Source organism: Sinomicrobium oceani, assembly GCF_900119185.1.
Classification (GTDB): Bacteria; Bacteroidota; Bacteroidia; order Flavobacteriales; family Flavobacteriaceae; genus Sinomicrobium; species Sinomicrobium oceani.
On the sequence record NZ_FPJE01000009.1, the window covers coordinates 142,659 to 161,716 of the forward strand.

General features: G+C 45.0%; 15 protein-coding genes and 1 tRNA gene. 10 read left to right on the top strand and 6 right to left on the bottom strand.

Features of this window, described 5'->3' with window-relative positions; all coding sequences use genetic code 11:
- The first annotated feature begins 150 nt into the window (after positions 1-150).
- The 6 genes from BT112_RS09900 to BT112_RS09930 all read left to right on the top strand — a co-directional run bounded on the left by BT112_RS09900 (position 151) and on the right by BT112_RS09930 (position 6,289).
- Positions 151-221, top strand: a tRNA-Cys gene (locus BT112_RS09900).
- A gap of 123 nt (positions 222-344) precedes the next feature.
- On the top strand, positions 345-497 hold the full coding sequence (locus BT112_RS22210) for a DUF1684 domain-containing protein (RefSeq protein ID WP_217652361.1): 153 nt from the start codon (positions 345-347) through the stop codon (positions 495-497).
- Positions 498-553: 56 nt separating this feature from the next.
- On the top strand, positions 554-1,837 hold the full coding sequence (locus tag BT112_RS09910; protein ID WP_072317212.1) for an O-acetylhomoserine aminocarboxypropyltransferase/cysteine synthase family protein: 1,284 nt from the start codon (positions 554-556) through the stop codon (positions 1,835-1,837).
- 167 nt (positions 1,838-2,004) lie between these two features.
- Positions 2,005-4,563, top strand: coding sequence for a TonB-dependent receptor (locus BT112_RS09915; protein WP_072317213.1), 2,559 nt, complete (start codon positions 2,005-2,007; stop codon positions 4,561-4,563).
- 465 nt (positions 4,564-5,028) lie between these two features.
- Positions 5,029-5,415 carry a type VI secretion system tube protein TssD gene (tssD, locus tag BT112_RS09925; protein WP_072317215.1) on the top strand — a complete coding sequence of 129 codons (387 nt, stop codon included), beginning with the start codon at positions 5,029-5,031 and terminating at the stop codon, positions 5,413-5,415.
- A gap of 397 nt (positions 5,416-5,812) precedes the next feature.
- Positions 5,813-6,289, top strand: a complete 477-nt coding sequence (locus BT112_RS09930) for a hypothetical protein (protein ID WP_072317216.1) — start codon at positions 5,813-5,815, stop codon at positions 6,287-6,289.
- 113 nt (positions 6,290-6,402) lie between these two features.
- Here BT112_RS09930 and BT112_RS09935 read toward each other — a convergent pair whose 3' ends face one another.
- Positions 6,403-6,639, bottom strand: coding sequence for a helix-turn-helix domain-containing protein (locus BT112_RS09935; RefSeq protein WP_139276097.1), 237 nt, complete (start codon positions 6,637-6,639; stop codon positions 6,403-6,405).
- 862 nt (positions 6,640-7,501) lie between these two features.
- Here BT112_RS09935 and BT112_RS09940 point away from each other — a divergent pair.
- The 4 genes from BT112_RS09940 to BT112_RS09950 all read left to right on the top strand — a co-directional run bounded on the left by BT112_RS09940 (position 7,502) and on the right by BT112_RS09950 (position 10,441).
- Entirely contained in the window at positions 7,502-8,068 is a 567-nt protein-coding gene (locus tag BT112_RS09940; RefSeq protein ID WP_072317217.1) for an RNA polymerase sigma factor, read from the top strand.
- A gap of 757 nt (positions 8,069-8,825) precedes the next feature.
- A complete protein-coding gene (locus tag BT112_RS21820; protein WP_175545773.1) occupies positions 8,826-8,975 on the top strand; it encodes a hypothetical protein in 150 nt (49 codons plus the stop codon).
- 114 nt (positions 8,976-9,089) lie between these two features.
- Positions 9,090-9,248 (top strand): hypothetical protein, encoded by a 159-nt coding sequence (locus BT112_RS21825; protein ID WP_175545774.1) that lies wholly within the window; start codon positions 9,090-9,092, stop codon positions 9,246-9,248.
- A gap of 41 nt (positions 9,249-9,289) precedes the next feature.
- Entirely contained in the window at positions 9,290-10,441 is a 1,152-nt protein-coding gene (locus BT112_RS09950; RefSeq protein ID WP_072317219.1) for a FecR family protein, read from the top strand.
- Between the two features lie 1,236 nt (positions 10,442-11,677).
- Here BT112_RS09950 and BT112_RS09955 read toward each other — a convergent pair.
- From BT112_RS09955 to BT112_RS09975, 5 genes are all read right to left on the bottom strand, one after another.
- Positions 11,678-11,881: a hypothetical protein gene (locus tag BT112_RS09955; protein ID WP_072317220.1), complete on the bottom strand. Its 204-nt coding sequence runs from the start codon at positions 11,879-11,881 to the stop codon at positions 11,678-11,680.
- 344 nt (positions 11,882-12,225) lie between these two features.
- Positions 12,226-14,610 carry a TonB-dependent receptor gene (locus tag BT112_RS09960; protein ID WP_072317221.1) on the bottom strand — a complete coding sequence of 795 codons (2,385 nt, stop codon included), beginning with the start codon at positions 14,608-14,610 and terminating at the stop codon, positions 12,226-12,228.
- Positions 14,611-14,821: 211 nt separating this feature from the next.
- Positions 14,822-16,162: a Gfo/Idh/MocA family protein gene (locus BT112_RS09965; RefSeq protein WP_072317222.1), complete on the bottom strand. Its 1,341-nt coding sequence runs from the start codon at positions 16,160-16,162 to the stop codon at positions 14,822-14,824.
- Between the two features lie 4 nt (positions 16,163-16,166).
- On the bottom strand, positions 16,167-17,549 hold the full coding sequence (locus tag BT112_RS09970) for a 3-keto-disaccharide hydrolase (protein WP_072317223.1): 1,383 nt from the start codon (positions 17,547-17,549) through the stop codon (positions 16,167-16,169).
- 6 nt (positions 17,550-17,555) lie between these two features.
- Positions 17,556-19,052 (bottom strand): sulfatase, encoded by a 1,497-nt coding sequence (locus BT112_RS09975; RefSeq protein WP_072317224.1) that lies wholly within the window; start codon positions 19,050-19,052, stop codon positions 17,556-17,558.
- Between the last annotated feature and the right edge of the window lie 6 nt (positions 19,053-19,058).

A 19,058-nucleotide genomic window follows, 5' to 3' on the forward strand; every position in this document is an offset into this window, starting at 1 on the left:
TGTTTGCCTTTTACTCCCCGTGTTTATCATGGGGATTTTTTTGCTTCTCCGTATGGGCAAACAGAAGATATGTGTTAGAAAAACAGTATGGAGACAAAGTCTTGTTAGAAAAAACAGGCCGGGTGTAAAATGTAAAAAATATGAATATATTGCCTTGTGACCGAGTGGCGAGGTGAAGCCCTGCAAAGGCTTTTACGGCGGTTCGAATCCGCCCTGGGCAACGGATAAATCTTTAACGATGAAATATTGCGATACGAACCGCGTGTTTTCCGGAATATTATTAGTTGTGCTTGCCTCATTTTTTTCCTGCAGGAAAGGGCCGGGACAGGAATCGGTGCCGGAAGATGTTGCCCGGAGGCGTGAGGTCTACCTGGCTGGACTTTAACAGGGCTGTAAACCCGCCTTGTGCTTTTACCCCTTACGCGACCTGTCCGTTGCCACCACAGCAAAATATCCTGCAGGTAGCGGTAACCGCCGGCGAGAAGAAATTCAGATAGATCAAAAGTATAATACGAACATATAAAACCAAAAACTCAGAACAAAAAACAGAATTATGAGCGATCAGAAATTTTCAACGAATGCCCTGCATGCCGGACATGATTTCCGTGCACACGGAGGCACCAGGGCAGTACCGATCTACCAGTCCACATCATATGTCTTCAATAATTCCGATCATGCGGCCAACCTGTTCAGTCTTACGGAGCCGGGTTATATTTATACCCGTCTCAACAACCCGACCAACGATGTACTGGAACAACGTCTTGCGGCGCTCGAAGGTGGTATCGGGGCAGTAGTGACTTCCTCTGGTACGGCAGCCCTGAGTACGGCTTTACTCATTCTGCTTAAAGCCGGCGATCATATCGTGGCATCGAGCAGTCTGTACGGCGGGACATATAACCTGCTTAACGTCACCCTGCCCAGGCTCGGTATCACCACCACATTTGTCGATCCCTCCGATCCGAAGAACTTCCGTGAGGCCACCCGCGATAATACCAGGGTTTATTTTCTGGAATCCCTCGGTAACCCAAAACTGGATGTGGTAGATATAGAAGCGGTTTCCAAAGAGGCCAAAGCATTCCAGATACCACTTATTGTGGATAATACGGTAGCTTCGCCTGCACTTATCAATCCTATCAAATATGGAGCGAACATCGTCATCCATTCGCTCACCAAATATATCAGTGGTAACGGAACATCGCTCGGCGGGGCTATAATCGATGCCGGTACGTTTGACTGGAGCAGTGGAAAATTCCCGGAATTTACAGAACCTTCGCCGGGATATCACGGGCTGGTGTATCACGAAGCACTCGGACCGGCCGCTTTTATAGCCAAGGTACGGGTAGAAGGACTCCGGGATCTCGGGTCGGCCCTGAGCCCTTTCAACGCTTTCCAGATCATTCAGGGGTTAGAGACTCTGGAGATACGGATCAAGAAGCATAGCGAGAATGCTCTGGAGCTCGCGAAATGGTTGGAGTCGAGAGCGGAAGTGGCCTGGGTAAACTACCCCGGACTGGAAAGCAGCCCGTATCACGGCCTCGCACAGAAATACCTCGATAAGGGACAAAGCGGTTTGCTTACCTTCGGTGCAGTAGGAGGTTATGAATCTGCCAAGATCATAGCAGACCATACAAAACTCTTTTCGCTGCTTGCCAACATAGGAGATACCAAATCGCTGATCATTCATCCGGCCAGTACCACCCATCAGCAACTTTCCGAAGCACAACAGGAAACCACGGGAGTAACCGCAGATCTCATCAGGCTCTCCGTAGGTCTCGAAGATATCGGAGACCTCAAAGCAGACCTGCAACAGGCTTTTGCAAAGATCAATACAAAATAGCAGGGTTTTGCACCGCTAACGCAGTGCACCCTCACTACAATAACAGTTTTCCGAAAATCCGGTGGGCGGGATATATCTTCCGTTCACCGAAGGAAAACCTATTTCGTTTCTAAATTTTTTTAACCAAAAAACCTATTAATTATATAGGAATAATGTGAATTTAAACTATGAAAAAGATCGTTACATTTTTTACCGTTTTTTTACTGCTCGGCGGATTTGGTGCAGAAGCCCAGCATCTTATACGAGGGAGGGTCACCGATAATGATGACGGGCAGCCTTTGCCCGGTGCTTCTATACGGGTGAAAGGAACTTCCGTAGGCGTCACAACCGATGATGAGGGGAATTTTCTATTGGAATTTACAGGTGAACTTCCCGTACGTCTGGAGTTCTCTTATCTCGGCTACACGACTAAAGAATTTACTGTTACAGGAGCGGGTTTCCTGAATGTAACACTTTTGCCTTCTTCGGCATTCCTGGCCGAGGTCGTCGTATCGGCAAGAAGGAGAAATGAAAGTGCCCTGGAAGTTCCCATTCCGGTATCGGTGATCGGGGGAGGGAAAATAGAAGAGACCGGGGCATTTAACGTGAACCGGATTAAGGAACTGGTACCTTCGGTGCAGTTGTATTCTTCCAATCCGAGGAATACGACTTTGAATATACGGGGGCTCGGATCTACATTCGGGCTGACGAATGACGGGATCGACCCCGGGGTCGGTTTTTATGTGGACGGGGTGTATTATGCCCGTCCGGCAGTCACTACGCTCGATTTTATCGATATCGACCGTATTGAGGTATTACGGGGACCCCAGGGAACGCTTTTTGGTAAGAACACTACGGCGGGAGCCTTTAATATCACCACGCGTAAAGCTTCTTTTGACCCGTCTTCTGTTTTTGAAACCAGCTTTGGTAAATATGGTTTTGTCCAGGCAAAAAGTTCGGTGACCGGGGGATTGATAGCTAATAGACTGGCCGGAAGGATATCGTTTTCCGGGACACAGCGCAACGGTACGGTGTATAACGTAGCACGGGACGAACACGTCAATACGCTGAATAACATCGGGTTTCGCGGACAGCTATTATTTACACCTCACGAAGATATTGATATTACCCTTATCGGGGATCTGTCCAGCCAGAAACCCAATGGCTATGCCCAGGTTTTTGCAGGGGTAGTGAAGACACAGCGTCCGGAATTCCGGCAATTCGACCGGATTATTGCCGATCTGGGATATGAATTACCGAGCCGTAATCCCTTTGACCGGGTGATAGACCACGATACCCCCTGGCGTTCGCTGAACCAATTGGGGGGACTCTCCCTGAATGCCGATGTTCACTTTGCCGGGGGAACACTGACCTCTACCACGGCCTGGAGGTATTGGAACTGGGGGCCTTCTAACGACCGGGACTTTACAGGCCTCCCGGTACTGAACCTCTCTCAGGCTCCTTCTCGTCACGATCAGTGGTCTCAGGAAATCCGGTATGCAGGAGATTTCACCACCCGTTTAAGTGCTGTGATCGGAGTCTTCGTATTGGCACAAAACCTGAGATCCGATCCCGTACATACCCAGGAATCCGGGGCGGCTCAATGGAGGTTCGTGCAAAATACCCAGGATCCGTTATGGGAAACACCCGGGCTTCTGGAGGCATACGGTATTAAGACCACAAACCGTCTGAAAAGTTTCAGTGGGGCCGTATTTGCCAATGTCGACTGGAAAATCGGTGAAACGTTTCACGTATTACCGGGAATACGGTTCAACTACGACACCAAGGATGTAGACTACACAAGGGAAACCTATGGCGGATTGCCAACAGATGATCCCGAACTGCTCGCATTGAAAAACCGGGTGTATTCCGATCAGCAGTTTACTACTGACGTCAGTAATACCAATTTTTCCGGTCAGTTGACCCTGAAATATCAACCGGTGAAATCTTTTAATACCTATGGTACGTTTTCGACCAGTTATAAACCTATAGGCGTCAATCTGGGAGGGCTTCCTACCGAAAACGGAGAGCCGCTTCTCGACCTTGCCGAAGTAAAACCGGAATATGTGACCCATATCGAAGCGGGGTTCAAATCGAAACCTACTCCCGGTACGGCTTTGAATGTTACGTTTTACAACACGGCTATCAGAGATTTTCAGACCGTCGTACAAACACCCGAACTGGGTGTAAATCGCGGTTACCTGTCCAATGCCGGTAAAGTAAGGGTCAGGGGAGCAGAGCTGGAGGGGCATGTTTATTATGGTGAGCACCTTTCCCTTTTTGGTTCTGTAGCCTATACGGAGGGGAAGTATATAAAATTCGAAAACGCCCCGGTACCTCTGGAAGAGGTTGGAGGAACGCAGGCTTTTAAAGATGTTTCCGGGGGAAGATTACCCGGAATATCCAATTGGGCCGGAACTGTCGGGGGAGAACTGCACTCGGACCGTATAACATTCCGCAAACAGAGCGGTAGTTTTTTCTTCGGCTTTGATTCTTTTTTCCGCTCCGGGTTTTCTTCAAGTCCGTCACCTTCCCGCTATCTCAATATCCCGGGGTACGGTATCCTAAATGCCAGGTTCGGATTTCGGGCGGAGGAGGGACTGACGGTTTTTGTATGGGGGCGCAATATACTCGATAAAGATTATTTTGAGCAGTTACTGCCGGCCAGCGGAAGTGCAGGGCATTATGCGGCCGTACTCGGAGACCCGCTTACTTATGGCGTTACCCTGAAATATGAATTCCGATAACAGGAGGACGAACCCGTTTAAACCATAATCGGAAAAAGCCGGGATAAAGCGCTTTGTTGTTCTGGAGTCGATTAGTGTAGCAGAACCAACTATTTGTATGTTGTGAGTATATGTAGTTGCGGTATGTTTCCGTTTGTTCCGGGGAGCTCATTCAGGTAATAACTCCGGGTATTTTTAAGGAGAACTGTTTTCCCTGACGTTTGCTGAATTTCAGATCGAGGAAATAACGAGAGCTGCAGGAATTTTTTTATCGATTTTTTCTTACATTTCATAGGGTATTATAATACTATTTATGAGCGTTGATCGGTTTTCGGGAGACCGTATAATAATACTTTTTTTATCCCTGAAAACTGGTATTTATACATATTTTCTTGCGTAAAAGGTTATATTTTAATATCTTGCCTACTGTATTTATTCAATATTTGATTTGGTATTTTTATTTATTTAACCTTAATTTTTAGTATTATGTCATTTAAAGCAACATTAAATGTTGGCGGCAAGAAAGTAAATGTCTTGAACGTCAATTACGATCTGGCACAGGAAGTAGATGCCACAGGACGCCCTTCTTCCGTTACACGCGGAGGGCGCATTTATTTTACAGTTGAATCTACAGGAGATTCTTTTTTCTTCGAGTGGATGACAAACAACTTCGAACGAAAGAACGGAACGATCACTTATCTTAAACGTGATACGGATGCCAAACTCAAGGAAGTTAATTTTACCGAAGGTTATCTGGTAAAGTACAAAGAGAACTTTGATGCATCCGGAGACAATCCCCTTACGGAAACCTTTACGGTGTCCTGCAGAATGCTCGACTGCGGTGGAGGTAATCATACCAATGAGTGGGTATAAGTACCTGCCCCTTTATTAGTATTCATTAACGTAAACGAGCAAATCAAATATTGCCACAGGGGATGGCACATATCATCCCCTGTATTTATTTGATCCCGATATTCTTTTCCCGCAGTAAACCTGTGTCTGCCGGTTTCGTGATCCGGTTATCAGCGGTTTCCGGAATAAATGCCTTGAAATATTTTTCCTGACGGCATGATTTACGGTTGGCATATCCGGATTTAAAATCTGGTATCCCGTGAGGATATAGTACCGGGCATATCGAGTGATCATTGTGATCGACGATAAATTATTTCCGACATTCCGAAGTCGATACCATGAACAAAAAACCGGAAGAAGTAACCAGTGCTACAACCAGATTTTTTAGGTTATAGCATCTTTATTAAATATATTGACCATGAAAAACATACTGCTGATCTTCCTGGTTCTGCTCTTCATACAATGTAAAAAAAACGAAAACGGAAAAAGTGACAGTCCCGTATCTTTTTCGGGGGATTTTAGTATTAATGCCGGTCCCTGTCTCGCCGAGGCCGATTCGGTACAGATTAAAGACATCGTGCATAAAATGCAGGCAGCTTATCAGGAGGATGATACGACATCCTTAAAAACTTTTGTAACCGGGGAAGTCATTAAACACTATTCGTATACGCAGCTCAAATCTGCACTCAGAGAATCTATGCACAGTAAGGACATCCGGTATGAATTTCGTCCCGATGATAAGAACGGACAATGTGGTGATTTTAATGTATTGTTTGTAAGAGCCGAAATGGTGGAAGAGGAGGGAGAACAATATTTTTCGGAAACCACCATAGCCTTTCTGTTCCGTATGAAGGAAGGTAAACCTCAAGTCGTCAACCTGATTTTTGGAGGTTGAAACAAATTGGACATAATTCGGCATCCGGACGCTGTTTGTTCCGTGTCTTAAAGAAGACTGTCTACTAAGGTTTCGTGCTTCTTGAAAATTATTGCAGTAAGAACACCCGGGTGTTAGTATGCTTTATCGGGCCAGAAATCTTTTGGTGAGCATTTGAGAATACGTGCGATATCATTGAGGTGCTTGATATTGTATTTTGCCGTTTTCGAAGGAGCTTCTATATGTGCTATAAAAGAGCTTCCCTTGCCGAGTTCCAGCGAAAGGTCTTCCTGGGTAACGCCACGTTCTTCACGTATCTCTTTTACCTTTTGGATAATATACTTTTCTATTTCTGTCAGCGAATCATGCATCTATACAAATAGCCGCATAAAAATTATAGTCTTCAATGGACTATAATCCATATTTAAAAGAATTTTGTATATTAGCCGCATCATCGAAATAATCTTAATCATTCCTTATATAAACGACCGGACACCCATTTTTAAGATTAACCGTGATAAAAATCCTGAAAGGCAGTCTGTATGTTCAGGTTATATCATCACTTTTTGATCCCGGAGCAGAAAAAATAAAAAAATAAAAACCTCTCCTAAAGTTTTTACGTAAGTATGGCAATAAGTCATGCTAAGCCGATTTTATGTATGGTGAGTTTATACATAAAGTCCCGGAAAACAGGGGAATAGTGTATTGGGGTATAAGAGGGGATTTTCCTCGTTTTCCGGGGTCGGCAACATGATATAGGGAATAAAATTTCCGGTCAGGTATGGTGTATGGTAAAATTTTTATTTTTTTTCGTAAAATTTTGGTAATTTGTAGTCATATTACAATTACGGCTTGATCCAAACATCCCCTTTGGTTTTTTAAAATTGTACGAACAGTAAACGAGTTATCAGAACACAGTCCACCCTTATCCCTTTTGATATTTGAGGTTACAAGAGGGAATTCCTGACACGGTTTCGGATTGGAAAACTACGCCAGATCCGGTACCATTCCCTAAAATTTTTGTGCACCTGGTTTATAATACCAGTGGATACGATTATACCTTATACAAGGCGGTTTTTTTGTTGTCCTGTATACGTTATATCCGTAAAATGCATGACATACGGTGTTCTTAATGGCCCTTATCTTTTTCAATGACTATTCCTTTTCGTTATGAAAACAGGTATGGGAGTGAACACCCGAAAATTAACTAAGACAGGGCTTTAATGGGTAAATATGGAAGATACGGATTTTTTTATCAGGGAAATAAGAAAGAAGAATCAACTGGCCTTCCGGAGACTTTTCGATCTCCTTTATAAAAGGTTGGTACTATACGCAGACAGCTACCTATGCGACAGAGATCAAAGTGAAGATGTTGTACAGGAGGCCTTTGTTATCTTATGGGAAAACATACATTATCTCGAGATCCGGGTATCGTTGAAATCCTACATGTTCAAGATGGTCAGGAACCATAGTCTCCAGGCATTGAAAAAGAAGAATGTTACGGATGAAAAGGAATTTTTACAGCTCTATGCAACGCTGCATAGCGAATATGAAAGTACCCCTGAAGAAGAGGAATATGACAAAGTACTCTACAGCCGTGTACTGGATATCGTAGATACTTTTCCGGCACAAATGCAGCAGATCTTTAAAATGCGTTTTTTTGAGAACTACAAATACCGGGAAATTGCCGAGGCATTGAATATATCCATAGGTTCGGTTAAAAAACAAATCAGCAGGGCCAGGGCAGATATTCATAAAGCGATCTCCATCTTTGTGCTCCTGGGATCCTTTTTTCGTTAAAGTTTACCATAATCATAACGGCAGGAATTTTTTCTGCTTAACCCCCCGGCCCCGGTGATAAGCGTACAGCATTCACCGGGGCTATTTTTTGTGATCGTAAGCACCGTGATAAAATGCGATTCATGTCTGTTTTTGAAAAGGTTGAATATGGTAGGTATAGGCTATATCTGCCCGGTATTTAAGAGATCCGGAAGAGACCGAAGGCTTCGGGAGAATTGAAAAAATCAGTTTTATCAGGTTGTTTTTTATAAACTCCTGTGTATATAAAATGTTGTGCATAAATGTCTTTTATGTTTTGTGTCCGACTGATAAGGACAAAGAGATGCGGCTGTGATCGTTTGGAAGACTATGTTTTGTCAACAATTTCCACCTAAATTTATCTTAGGATTAAATGATTGTTACCACAAGGATATTCACTTTTTGTGCAGCTTTCTTTAAGGCAATACCCGCTTTTTTCCCGGACAGGGATGCGTAGTTGAAAAGTGGAAATAGCTGTGGAAAACTGTGAACAAAAAGGTTATATCCGGGAAGGGCATCGGAGGTTTTCGGTTGCTCATGGTAGTTAGGGTTATTTGAGTTAGGATTGGGTGGGGCGTAGGTCGCAATGTCTCTGCGCCTCATTTCGCAAACGCAGGAGGGGATCTTTTAAATTACAGAAAAGCGATAGTATGCGGCGTATATTTTGAGAAGAAGAACGCTTTCGGAGAAAAGAACATGGAGCACAGGAAAGTATAAACAACCTCAAATATAATATGCTATGGAATTTTTAGTGTTACTTAAACAACTTGACGGTAAACTCACCGTCAATGAAGAAAAGATCTTTGACCAATGGTATAACAGTAGCGAATTTAACCGAAGCTATTATCAAAGGTTTCGGGATAATTATCTGGGCAGTGATAATATGTAAAAACTGTGACGACATACGAATAGGGGGACAGATCGGGACGATGTAACCAGTACGGAAAAAGAACAAGAGTGTACCCGGCAGGAGTAGAGTATATACATGATAAACCAATAGTAAATGGAGTTTATACTCATTTTAAAAAAGCTGGAAGGTGACCTGACTATCGAAGAGGAAGTCATCTTCAATCACTGGTATGAAGAATCCCCGGAACATGTCGCTTATTTCGAAAAGATAAAGGGGTATTATTTGCGAATGAATGATTTCCCGTTGAATTGAACACTTAAAGCAGGATTAACCCTTAAAAAGGGTAGAGAGAGATGGAATTTGTACTAATTATTAAGAAACTCGAGGGAACGCTTAATCCTGAGGAGAAAGAGGTTTTTGACGAATGGTACGGGCAGTCCCGTAGCAACAGGGAATATTTCGAAAGGCAGCGAAAGCGCTTTTTACGTACCGGTAATCTTCCGCATAGCGATATAGATACTGTGAAAGCATGGGGTAAAATTTCCAGACGATTACACCTTGCGGCTCCGGGCTATCGCAAAAGACGTAAGAAGGTGTCCTTTGCTCCTTATATGGTAGCAGCCGGAATGGCTTTGCTCATTTCGTTGAGCGTGTATTTCTACAAGGACATGCAGACACAGCAGGATATGCCTCAGGCTGTTATAGAGATGGGAAGCAGTAAGGCTGTTTTAACGCTTGGCGATGGTACAGAGGTAGCGCTCAGAGCAGGGGAGGAGTACTCTTCTGCTACTGCAAGCAGTGACGGGATATCCGTAACCTACACGGGGAAAAACGCACCTGAATCCAGCGTGTCCTTCAACGAACTTACCGTTCCGCGGGGCGGAGAGTTTATGCTTCAGCTTGGCGATGGTACAAGGGTATGGCTCAATTCCGATTCCAGGATCCGTTATCCGGAATCCTTTGCGGATGGGCAGCCCAGAATAGTAGATCTGGTATACGGAGAGGCCTTTTTTGAGGTTTCTCCGGCAGAAGCTCATGGGGGAAGTGCGTTTCGCGTAACCACGCGAAACCAGGAAATAGAAGTACTTGGCACACAGTTTAATGTTTCGGCATATCGTGAAGATACGGCCGTCACCAGTACACTCATAGAAGGTAAAGTAGCCATAAACAACGGAGAACGGCACAAGCAGCTCGTTCCCGGGCAACAGTCCGTAGTGACCGAACGCGATCCCGATATCGTTATTAGTAAAGTAGATGTATATAATGCCATGGCGTGGAAAGAAGGGCTTTTCGGATTCGAGAATAAAACCCTGAACGAAGTGATGGACGTGCTGGGCCGCTGGTATGATGTACAGGTAGAATTTAAAAATAAAAGTCTGATGTCACGCCGTTTGGGTGGGATGTTAAGCCGTAAACAGAGTTTACAGCATATTCTCAATGCCCTGTCCGCAATCAATGAAGACCTGAATTTCCGGGTCGAAGGTAAAACAGTTATCGTAGAATAAGGCAGGAACGCACCGGTCTTTATGCCTTTCTTAACAATGGCAGATTATTCCCGGGGTCTTGTTGTCGCACTATTCCCGGATTTTACATTTAACATTTACGGTACCCATTCGGCAAAGGCGGTCAACAGAGGGGATTGGCCTGACCGGGCCGGGCCCGAACATTTTTACCATCGAAAATTATTGCTGATGCGTTAAAATTTTAGTCCTTGGGATGATCTTAGTTATAACAGCTTTTATAAGCTCCCTTCTTCAGATGAAGAGGGGTGGGCCACCTTCGGTGGGTCGGGAAGTTTGACCAGGCCCAAGCCTTGGGATTTAATCCTAAACTTTTATGTTTTACCAGTGCTCCGGGCTTTCTAACCCTCCGTCCAAACTAAAGTTTGACCACCTCCCTTTATCATCCCGACTATCGGGAGGGAGGGGCCTTATCAGGTTTTATAAAATCAAATGTAAAATCCAAAACAGTATTCAATATTTTTGTATTCAATGTGTTATACTTAAATTTTTAAAATTAATGCATCACCAATAATCGAAAATCTTGCGTAAAGAGGGGGTAATAAAACAAATAACTTCTATACCTACATTTCTGTACCTTGTAAAAAACCGGGTATAATTAAAACAGTATTTTTCATCTTTTGGGGCAGATTTATATTGTTTTGGGTGGAGTTACGGTACCTAACACCAAACCAATTTAGCCTGTACACCATAACTCCGATCACCAAAACTTTATATAGATAGAATGGTTAGTTATGGTCTGGCCGTTGGGTCGCGGGCGAGCTGGGCAGATACTTTGAGGATCGTATCTTCGTAGGTTTTGTTCCGGTCCAAGGAGCAAACATTGACGTAACCATCTCATTTTGATAATATAAAATTCAGGAAAGAAAAATTAAAATATATCCTAATTTTACATTATTTCGATTTCCATCCTAAAAAAGCACACTCAAATACAGGAGAAAATTCTTATAGATGTAATGAAACAAAGGGCTGAGACCACTTTGTTAAAAATGTATTGTAAGTAAGGAAAAGTAAAAAAACGAGGAGATTATCTCAAAAACACAGCCTTTTTGCGGTTATAAGGACTATTATGGGAGCCTGAAAGCAGCTTAAAAATAGCCACAAATACACGATGGGTATATGGGGCAGTACGGGGTATCTCGTGTATTCGTGGCTGGTGAGGCCTTTCGGCCTAATGAAGCAGATCTCCACTGTTTTCCGGGTTGTTTGGAAGAAAAGAGGTCAGAGATCCGAATCGAGTTTCAAGCGTTTTTTAAGTTTTTGCCATGCGGCTTCCGTATTAATACAGGGTTTGTGAAGTTCAAATCTATCATTCCTTTTCCCGAATGAACTTCCGGGAGGTGCAATATACCATTCGTAGTGAATGTTCCGTTTTCCGTCGGTATCGGAAGCACGGATTGCCCGAAAGAAAATAAAGTACTTCATCGTTTTGTTTTAAGGGGTAGATATTACGTTGGTTTTTATGGTACAAGGTAATCGGATAAAAGATTTCTTAAAAAAGGAAATCCGTAAAAACGGATCTAAATTAACAGCTTGTTTTAACAAATGCTTATCTGAGAGGGATTATTTCTTATCTATAAGGGATTTTTTTGTAGATACTAAAGGGAATAGGTATTTTGAAGCCTTAAAAGACATGAAAAATCTTAATAAATATTAAGAATCATTCATGGACCCGAAGCGGGTAGGGCAGGCAAATAAAGTTTTCGTTTGCGCTTTTCGGGTCAAACAGGAGTATGCTCTTCCGGAGCATTAAATGATGTTCAACAGGGTCAGAATTGTTTCTGAGCGGAGTATTCCATAGCATCTCCTTTACCAAAGCCAAAACTAAGACCGAATGTGACAAACCGCCCGTTGCGTTCTTCTTTGAGCAGGGTATAACTATCCGTAATGGTAACCGGGCTAAATCTTTTGGAAGCAAAGACATCACGAACACTCAGGTTCATTACCAGGCGACCTTTAAAGATCTTTTTTCGGAGTCCTGCATCCATATAACACTTTTCACGCATCCGGTATTGAACATTCCGGAAACCGGATTCGTAATTACCGGTAAGTTCCAGGTCCAGCCCGCCCGGAATCCGGAATTTGGATAGCAGGCGTGTCTGCCACTGGGTGGTATTAAAGTCAAAAGACCTGTCCTGAAACGATCCGTTGCGCTCCAGATAGTTATAGTTGAGGTCCCAATGCAGGGAAGCCCGGTCGGACAGGTTGTATTTGGCATTGGCCTCTATACCTGTCGTAGCACTGGAACCGATATTATCCGGGGTGACCACGGTAACATTTTCTTCGAAATGCATAACGGTTTCCATGACGTCGGTCGTATAGCGATAATAGGCACCAAGGTTAAAGGAAACTCCCTGCCATTTACTGATCGCTGTAATCTCGAAAGCATCGGTGTATTCGGGGTCAAGATCGGGGTTTCCTACATAAACGTCATAATCGTTACGGATGGCATAAAAGGGATTGAGTTCCCATAGGTCCGGGCGTTTGATGCGTCTGGAATATCCGGCCTGCAGTGAAAGCTGCTCCGAGATGGATAACGATGTATGGACGGTGGGGAAAAAGTTATGATACTTCCTGTCGTTTTTGCGTTGATCGTTCTTAAGCAAGGTATTCAGGTCCGTGGCTTCCATACGAAGTCCGAGTTTGACTCCCCATCGGTCTTTTTCATAAGCCACCGTACTGTAGAGGGCCAGTACATGCTGCCGGTATTCGAAAATATTGGTGTAATCGGGGTCGGGAACCCAGGTGTCGTTGCGGGTTTCGAGCACTTCATAGTCGTTGGTGACGGAGGTGAGTACATATTGGGAGCCTGCTTCCAGGATGGCATTTGTAGCCAGGGCAAGCGTATAATCGGCCTTAAAAGTGTATTCGGCCATCTCGTAGTCGGTTTGCATTTGCTGTAGCGTGTTCTCATAATTGCCGGCTACCCGGGTATTTCGGTATAAAGATTCCTGGTCTTTACGGAAGTAAGACCCGAGTGCACTGAGCAGCAGGGTATGATCTCCCGTCTTATCGAAATCTTTTTTGTACTGGAGTTCATATTCAAACTTTGGGTTATCGGCCTCTGTATCTTCATCGCGCTTCCAGCTACTGAGCGCATCGGTGTTCTCTTCGTAGAGCGTGTATAAAAAATCGGACCCGCCGCTTTCTTTTTCCAGGGCATACCGGCCGGAAAGGGTAATGACCGAGGTTTTATCCGGATGAAAATCGGCTCCCAGATTCAGCTGGTAGAATTTCTCATTGTGGGTTTCCGCTCCGTTCATATACAGTTCCGTACGGTTGACGAGGTCGTGGCTTCGGATATCCGATTCCTGGGGAAAAGAGCGCCGCCCGATTCCGAGTTGCCCGAAGATATTCCATTTTTCCGTTCTTCGGTTCATGCTGAGCCCTATACTGTGATTATCCGGTATCCCGGTATTGAGGGTCACTGCACCGTGCATACCCTGCTTTTCATCTTTTTTGAGGATGATATTGATAATACCCGATGTACCCTCGGCATCGTATTTTGCAGACGGATTGGTAATAACTTCGATGCGGTCTATCCGGTCGGACGTGATGGTCCCCAAAGCATTACTGTCGCCACTGGTAAGCACGGAAGGCTTACCGTTGATCAGAATCTGTACGCCCTGGCTTCCGCGGAGGCTTATACGTCCTTCCATATTAACGGTGACCGAAGGAATGGTATTGAGTACCTGTAATGCTCCGACACCGGTATTGCTGATATCTTTTCCGATGTTAAACACTCTTTTGTCGAGTCGGAATTCGGTACTGCTACGCTCCGCGCTAACTACGATCTCTTCGAGTTGTTCCCTGTTTTCGTCGAGGATTATCGTACCGAGGTTTACGGTCGTGGTTTCGGGAGCAAAATCTCTCAGCACCCGGTTTTCAAAACCTATAACACTTATGTTGAGGTAAAAATCCTTTTCCGTTATGCGTACGGAGAATGTACCGTCTTCCGAAGAAGTAGTCCCTGTAACGGGACTGTTGTCCGTGTTACGCAGGGCTACGATGTTGGCATAAGCCAGCGGGAGACCGGAACGGTCGGTTACGGTGCCGCTTATCTCAATGGTAAGAGGAGCCTGAGCATATATGTTGACGGTAAAAATAGTCAGAAGGATAAACCAAAACAGTGATTGTACGGAAAGATGTGCCATAACTCGATCAATTTGTTTAAACTGATTCTAAATAATAAATCGAACGGCAAAAATATACAATCCGGGAGGTGGGGGGTTACGCCAAAGGGAGTAATTAGTACGTAAAGCGGAGTGGAGTGGAGTGTGTTATTCTGAGAAACCGGAGGCTCGGGTACGGGACCGGGATAAATAGGAGAAGCCGCCTTATAACACGGCGGCTTCTCCCGATAGCTTATATTTTGGGTTCCCAGCCCGGGGCATAGGTACGGCCCCATAGCTGCATAGCTTCGCGATCGTATATACGGCCGGTATTTTCATCGATAGAAAACCCTTTGCCTGTACGGTAGGCGATATTCGTATAATGAACCATGGCCATACTGATACTCGCATCGTCTATAGGGGCGGTTAGTTTGGCTTTTCCCCGGATGGTGTCAAAGAAGTTGATCATATGTGCTGTGGTAAGGCTGCCTCCGCCACCGAGTGCGGTACCGGCTTCATTGTTATTGCTGTCGAAACTGTCCACAAGTTTTCCGGCACGGTCGTACCGGCGGTATTGTCCGCGGTCCATAAATACGGAACCTTCGCTGCCATAAACGATAGTTCCTCTTCCGGCTCCGTAAGTATCGTAACCGTTACGACTTTTTCCGTCCCATTGTATGATCTTGTTATCTTTGAATTTAAATGTGGCCAGCATGGTGTCGTACATCTCCCATCCGTCTTTTTCGAAATGCCTTTTTGCTCCTTCGGTTTCTGCATAATGCGGATAGTCGACGCCCAGTGCCCATCGTGCCACGTCCAGTTCGTGAGTGGCATTGTTACCGGCTTCGGCAGTACCGTAATTCCAGCCATACCAATGCCAGTTATAATCCCAGGTATTGTCGGTGTAGGCCCGTCGTACGGCTGGTCCCTGCCACAGTTCCCAGTCCAGTCCATCCGGTACGGGAGCTGATTTTTGTACGGGAACTTCACCACGTGAGTTGGTATAGAAAGCGACAGCTTTATACGGTGTTCCGATAGCCCCGTTATGAATTTCCGTAATAATTTTGGTCGTATGCTGTGACGACCGTTGCTGGTTGCCCATCTGCACGACTTTATCGTATTTTCCGGCAGCCTGTACAAGGAGCTCATTCTCATTCATGTTATGACTACACGGTTTTTCCACGTACACGTGTTTACCGGCCTGCATGGCCATAACCGATCCGGGGGTGTGCCAGTGATCGGGTGTGGCATTGATCAGGATATCTACTTTTTTATCGTCGAGTACCTTACGAATATCATTCTCTGTTTTAGGGGTGTAATCCAAGTGCTCCGATACATTTTTCAGGGCTCTTTCCCGCTGACTTTTCATAACATCACAAAGGTAGAGCAAGCGGGCATTGGCCTCTTTTTTGGCAATGGGCGGGTAAAAAGCCCCGACCCTTCGGCCCAGCCCGGCTATAGCTACGTTCAACCTGTCGTTAGCGCCTATAATCCTGCGATAGCTTTCGGCAGACATACCCATCAGCGGATTGCTCATGGTTACGGCAGCGGTACCCAGTAATGTTTTGGATATGAAATTTCTTCTCGATGTCATGGGTTTATTTATTTAAAGGTTTGATTTTAATATTCCTGAAATATACTTCATTTCCGTGATCCTGTAAAAGGATCTTTCCGGTTTCGAGTTCGCCGAAGCCTGGCCATTTCTTGTATTTGCTCTCCGAAACGAGTTTGCGGAACGCTTCACTGCCACGCTCGTATTCCAACACTTTGACTCCGTTGAGCCAGTGCTCGACATGATTGTTTTTAGAGACGATACGTGCCGTATTCCATTCGCCTACGGGGTGAATAGGCTTTTTCGGGTCTGCCTGAATCAGGTCGTAAAGCGAAGCTACCGTCCGGCTGCCTTCGTGGTTACCAAGTTTGGCATCGGGATGATTGTCATCGTCGAGTACCTGGTATTCCAGTCCTATGGCAGAGCCTTTTCCCTGGTTGAGATCGGCGTCTACGTAATACTTGATACCGCTGTTGGCTCCTTTGGTGATTTTAAAATCTGCTTTAAGGTCAAAATCCCCGTAGTTGTCGAGGGTGACGATATCACCTCCGGCAGCAGATTCCTTACCGTCCGATGCCAGGACAATGAGGGTACCGTCTTCTATTTTCCAACCGCTTTCGGGAAACTTTTCTATTTTGGCACCACGCCATCCCTTTGTCGTTTTCCCATCCCAGAGCAGTTTCCATCCGTCTTTTTTCTCGGCTTCGGTAAGTTGGTTTCTGGTATTGAATACCGGGGCATCACTTTTTTGGTTGTACTTGTGCAGGTTGTCCGTAAGAATCCTCACGTTTTTCCACATGATCTGTTTTCCGGCTTCATCATCTTTTCCGATGCCATGTACCTGCAGTGCGATAAAGCCTTCACGGGTTTTATCATCGACGAGGTTGGCGGCAGCTACCCCGTTTACCCAGGTTTGTATGGTATCTCCTATGGCCTCGACCCTGTAGTGGTTCCACTCGTTCTGCTTAAAAGCGCTTTTTGCGGCGGTATTTACCGAGAGGGGATATAACCATCCGCGACGGGCTTCGTCATAAATGCCACCGCTCCAGGCACGGTCGGAAGGGTCTATTTCTACCTGGTACCCGTGAACGCGGCCATTCATATAACCGGAATCGCTGTTGCTCCTGATCTGTATCCCGGAATTCATACTCGGATCTACCTTAAAATCGAGTTCCAGAATAAAATCTCCGTAATTTTTGGCTGTGGTGAGAAAGGAATTCGGTGTATCGTGTTTTGTGGTTCCTATGATCATTCCGTCCCTGACTTCGTATTTGGCTTCCCCGTTTTTCTGGTCCCAGCCACTCAGGCTTTTCCCGTCAAAAAGATCCTGCCAGGGCGTATCGTCTTTTTCACGGTCTGCACAGCCTGTTATGGTAAGTGAAGCAAAGCATAATGCGATAATTGAAGTGTTTTTACTTAAAATTTTCATTTTGTTTTAATTTAGATATAATCCTGTATTTCCTTTTTCGAGTATTTTATCAAATTTTAATAGCAGCTCCGGAACGTCAGATGCGATATTGTGATTTTCTTCCGGGTCATTATGATGATCGTAAAGTTCAACCACAGGTTTTTCGTTCCGGTAGTACCGGGTATAACGATAACCGGGGACCCTTACAGTAATACCGTTGTTATAATAACCGTAAGCGGCTTCCTCCCATTCCGGATCTTCACCCCGGAGGAGTCCGACCATACTTTTACCCGAAGTTTTATGTGGCATCTCGGCCTGGCAGAGTTCTATAAGTGTCGGATAGATATCCACACTACTCACAATCTCATCGATATTCCGTCTTTGCCGGGTTATAGAAGGTACACTGATAATAAGCGGACTTTTCAGTGCTTTTTCGAATAGCGTGTGTTTTCCCCATATCCGATGGTCACCCAGTTGCCAACCGTGATCTCCCCACAACACAATAATGGTGTTTTTATCCAGCCCTTTGCTTTGAAGTTTGTCCAATAATTTCCCGATCAGTGCATCGGTATAGCTTACCGCAGCATAATAAGCATGCCTTATTTTCCGGGAGTATTCTCGGGAGGCAGGGGTATCGGGGGTGGGTTTTTCCTCTCCAAGCAGATAGCGGTTGAATTCCTTGTTATTGTGAAGGCTGGCGCTGTTCACCTTTTCCGGAACCATGGGAGACGGGGTGAGCGGGATAGCATTCCTGCGATACAAGTCCCAGTATTTTTTAGGAGCATTAAACGGCAGGTGCGGTTTAAAGAATCCGACGGCAAGAAAAAACGGCTTTTCCCCTTTACTGAGATTGTCTATTTGCTTTATGGCGAGTTTGGCCGAAAGCCCGTCCGGATATCCTTCGTCGGAAACTTCAGCCATTTCGTATGGCCTGACCTGTCTTTTCCTTGTTATTCTGCTGGAACCGTCTGCATACGCAAAAAAGGCATCCCAACCGTCTTTCCATTGGCCCGGATCAAAGAGAAACCTATCCCAACTGTAAGGAAGTTCCGGAGGAGTACCTTCGGAACTTTCCGTGTAATCGTATAGTCCGTCTATGTAATGGCTTATCTTACCGATACCCACGGTAGTGTAACCGTTGCGCTTTAAGTGATGTATAAAGGTTTCCGGAGCTTCTTTTTCACTTTTTCCGGAAATATGGTTACGGATGGCCTCATTACTCAGGTGATCCCTGGTTTTGGGTGCCATCCCCGTAAGCATGGAGCAACGTGAAGCTCCGCAAGTGGGAACCTGTACATAATGGTGCCTGAAGACACCGGCCCCGGATGCCAGTTTATCGATATTCGGTGTTTTGATCACAGTATTGCCGTAACATCCGAGGTCGGTACGCAAATCATCTACAAAAATAAATAACACATTAGGGAGCCTGTTTTTACCCGTCTGAAAGGCAAAAGCCTTTGTCGCGAGCAAAAACATCAGAATCCCGATGGTGATTGGAATGCTATGAATATTCCTATAATTCATTTTTAT

Coding starts and splice junctions, on each gene's coding strand:
- BT112_RS22210 (WP_217652361.1), top strand. CDS start 345: ATGTTGCCCGGAGGCGTGAGGTCTACCTGGCTGGACTTTAACAGGGCT.
- BT112_RS09910 (WP_072317212.1), top strand. CDS start 554: ATGAGCGATCAGAAATTTTCAACGAATGCCCTGCATGCCGGACATGAT.
- BT112_RS09915 (WP_072317213.1), top strand. CDS start 2,005: ATGAAAAAGATCGTTACATTTTTTACCGTTTTTTTACTGCTCGGCGGA.
- tssD (WP_072317215.1), top strand. CDS start 5,029: ATGTCATTTAAAGCAACATTAAATGTTGGCGGCAAGAAAGTAAATGTC.
- BT112_RS09930 (WP_072317216.1), top strand. CDS start 5,813: ATGAAAAACATACTGCTGATCTTCCTGGTTCTGCTCTTCATACAATGT.
- BT112_RS09935 (WP_139276097.1), bottom strand. CDS start 6,639: ATGCATGATTCGCTGACAGAAATAGAAAAGTATATTATCCAAAAGGTA.
- BT112_RS09940 (WP_072317217.1), top strand. CDS start 7,502: ATGGAAGATACGGATTTTTTTATCAGGGAAATAAGAAAGAAGAATCAA.
- BT112_RS21820 (WP_175545773.1), top strand. CDS start 8,826: ATGGAATTTTTAGTGTTACTTAAACAACTTGACGGTAAACTCACCGTC.
- BT112_RS21825 (WP_175545774.1), top strand. CDS start 9,090: ATGGAGTTTATACTCATTTTAAAAAAGCTGGAAGGTGACCTGACTATC.
- BT112_RS09950 (WP_072317219.1), top strand. CDS start 9,290: ATGGAATTTGTACTAATTATTAAGAAACTCGAGGGAACGCTTAATCCT.
- BT112_RS09955 (WP_072317220.1), bottom strand. CDS start 11,881: ATGAAGTACTTTATTTTCTTTCGGGCAATCCGTGCTTCCGATACCGAC.
- BT112_RS09960 (WP_072317221.1), bottom strand. CDS start 14,610: ATGGCACATCTTTCCGTACAATCACTGTTTTGGTTTATCCTTCTGACT.
- BT112_RS09965 (WP_072317222.1), bottom strand. CDS start 16,162: ATGACATCGAGAAGAAATTTCATATCCAAAACATTACTGGGTACCGCT.
- BT112_RS09970 (WP_072317223.1), bottom strand. CDS start 17,549: ATGAAAATTTTAAGTAAAAACACTTCAATTATCGCATTATGCTTTGCT.
- BT112_RS09975 (WP_072317224.1), bottom strand. CDS start 19,052: ATGAATTATAGGAATATTCATAGCATTCCAATCACCATCGGGATTCTG.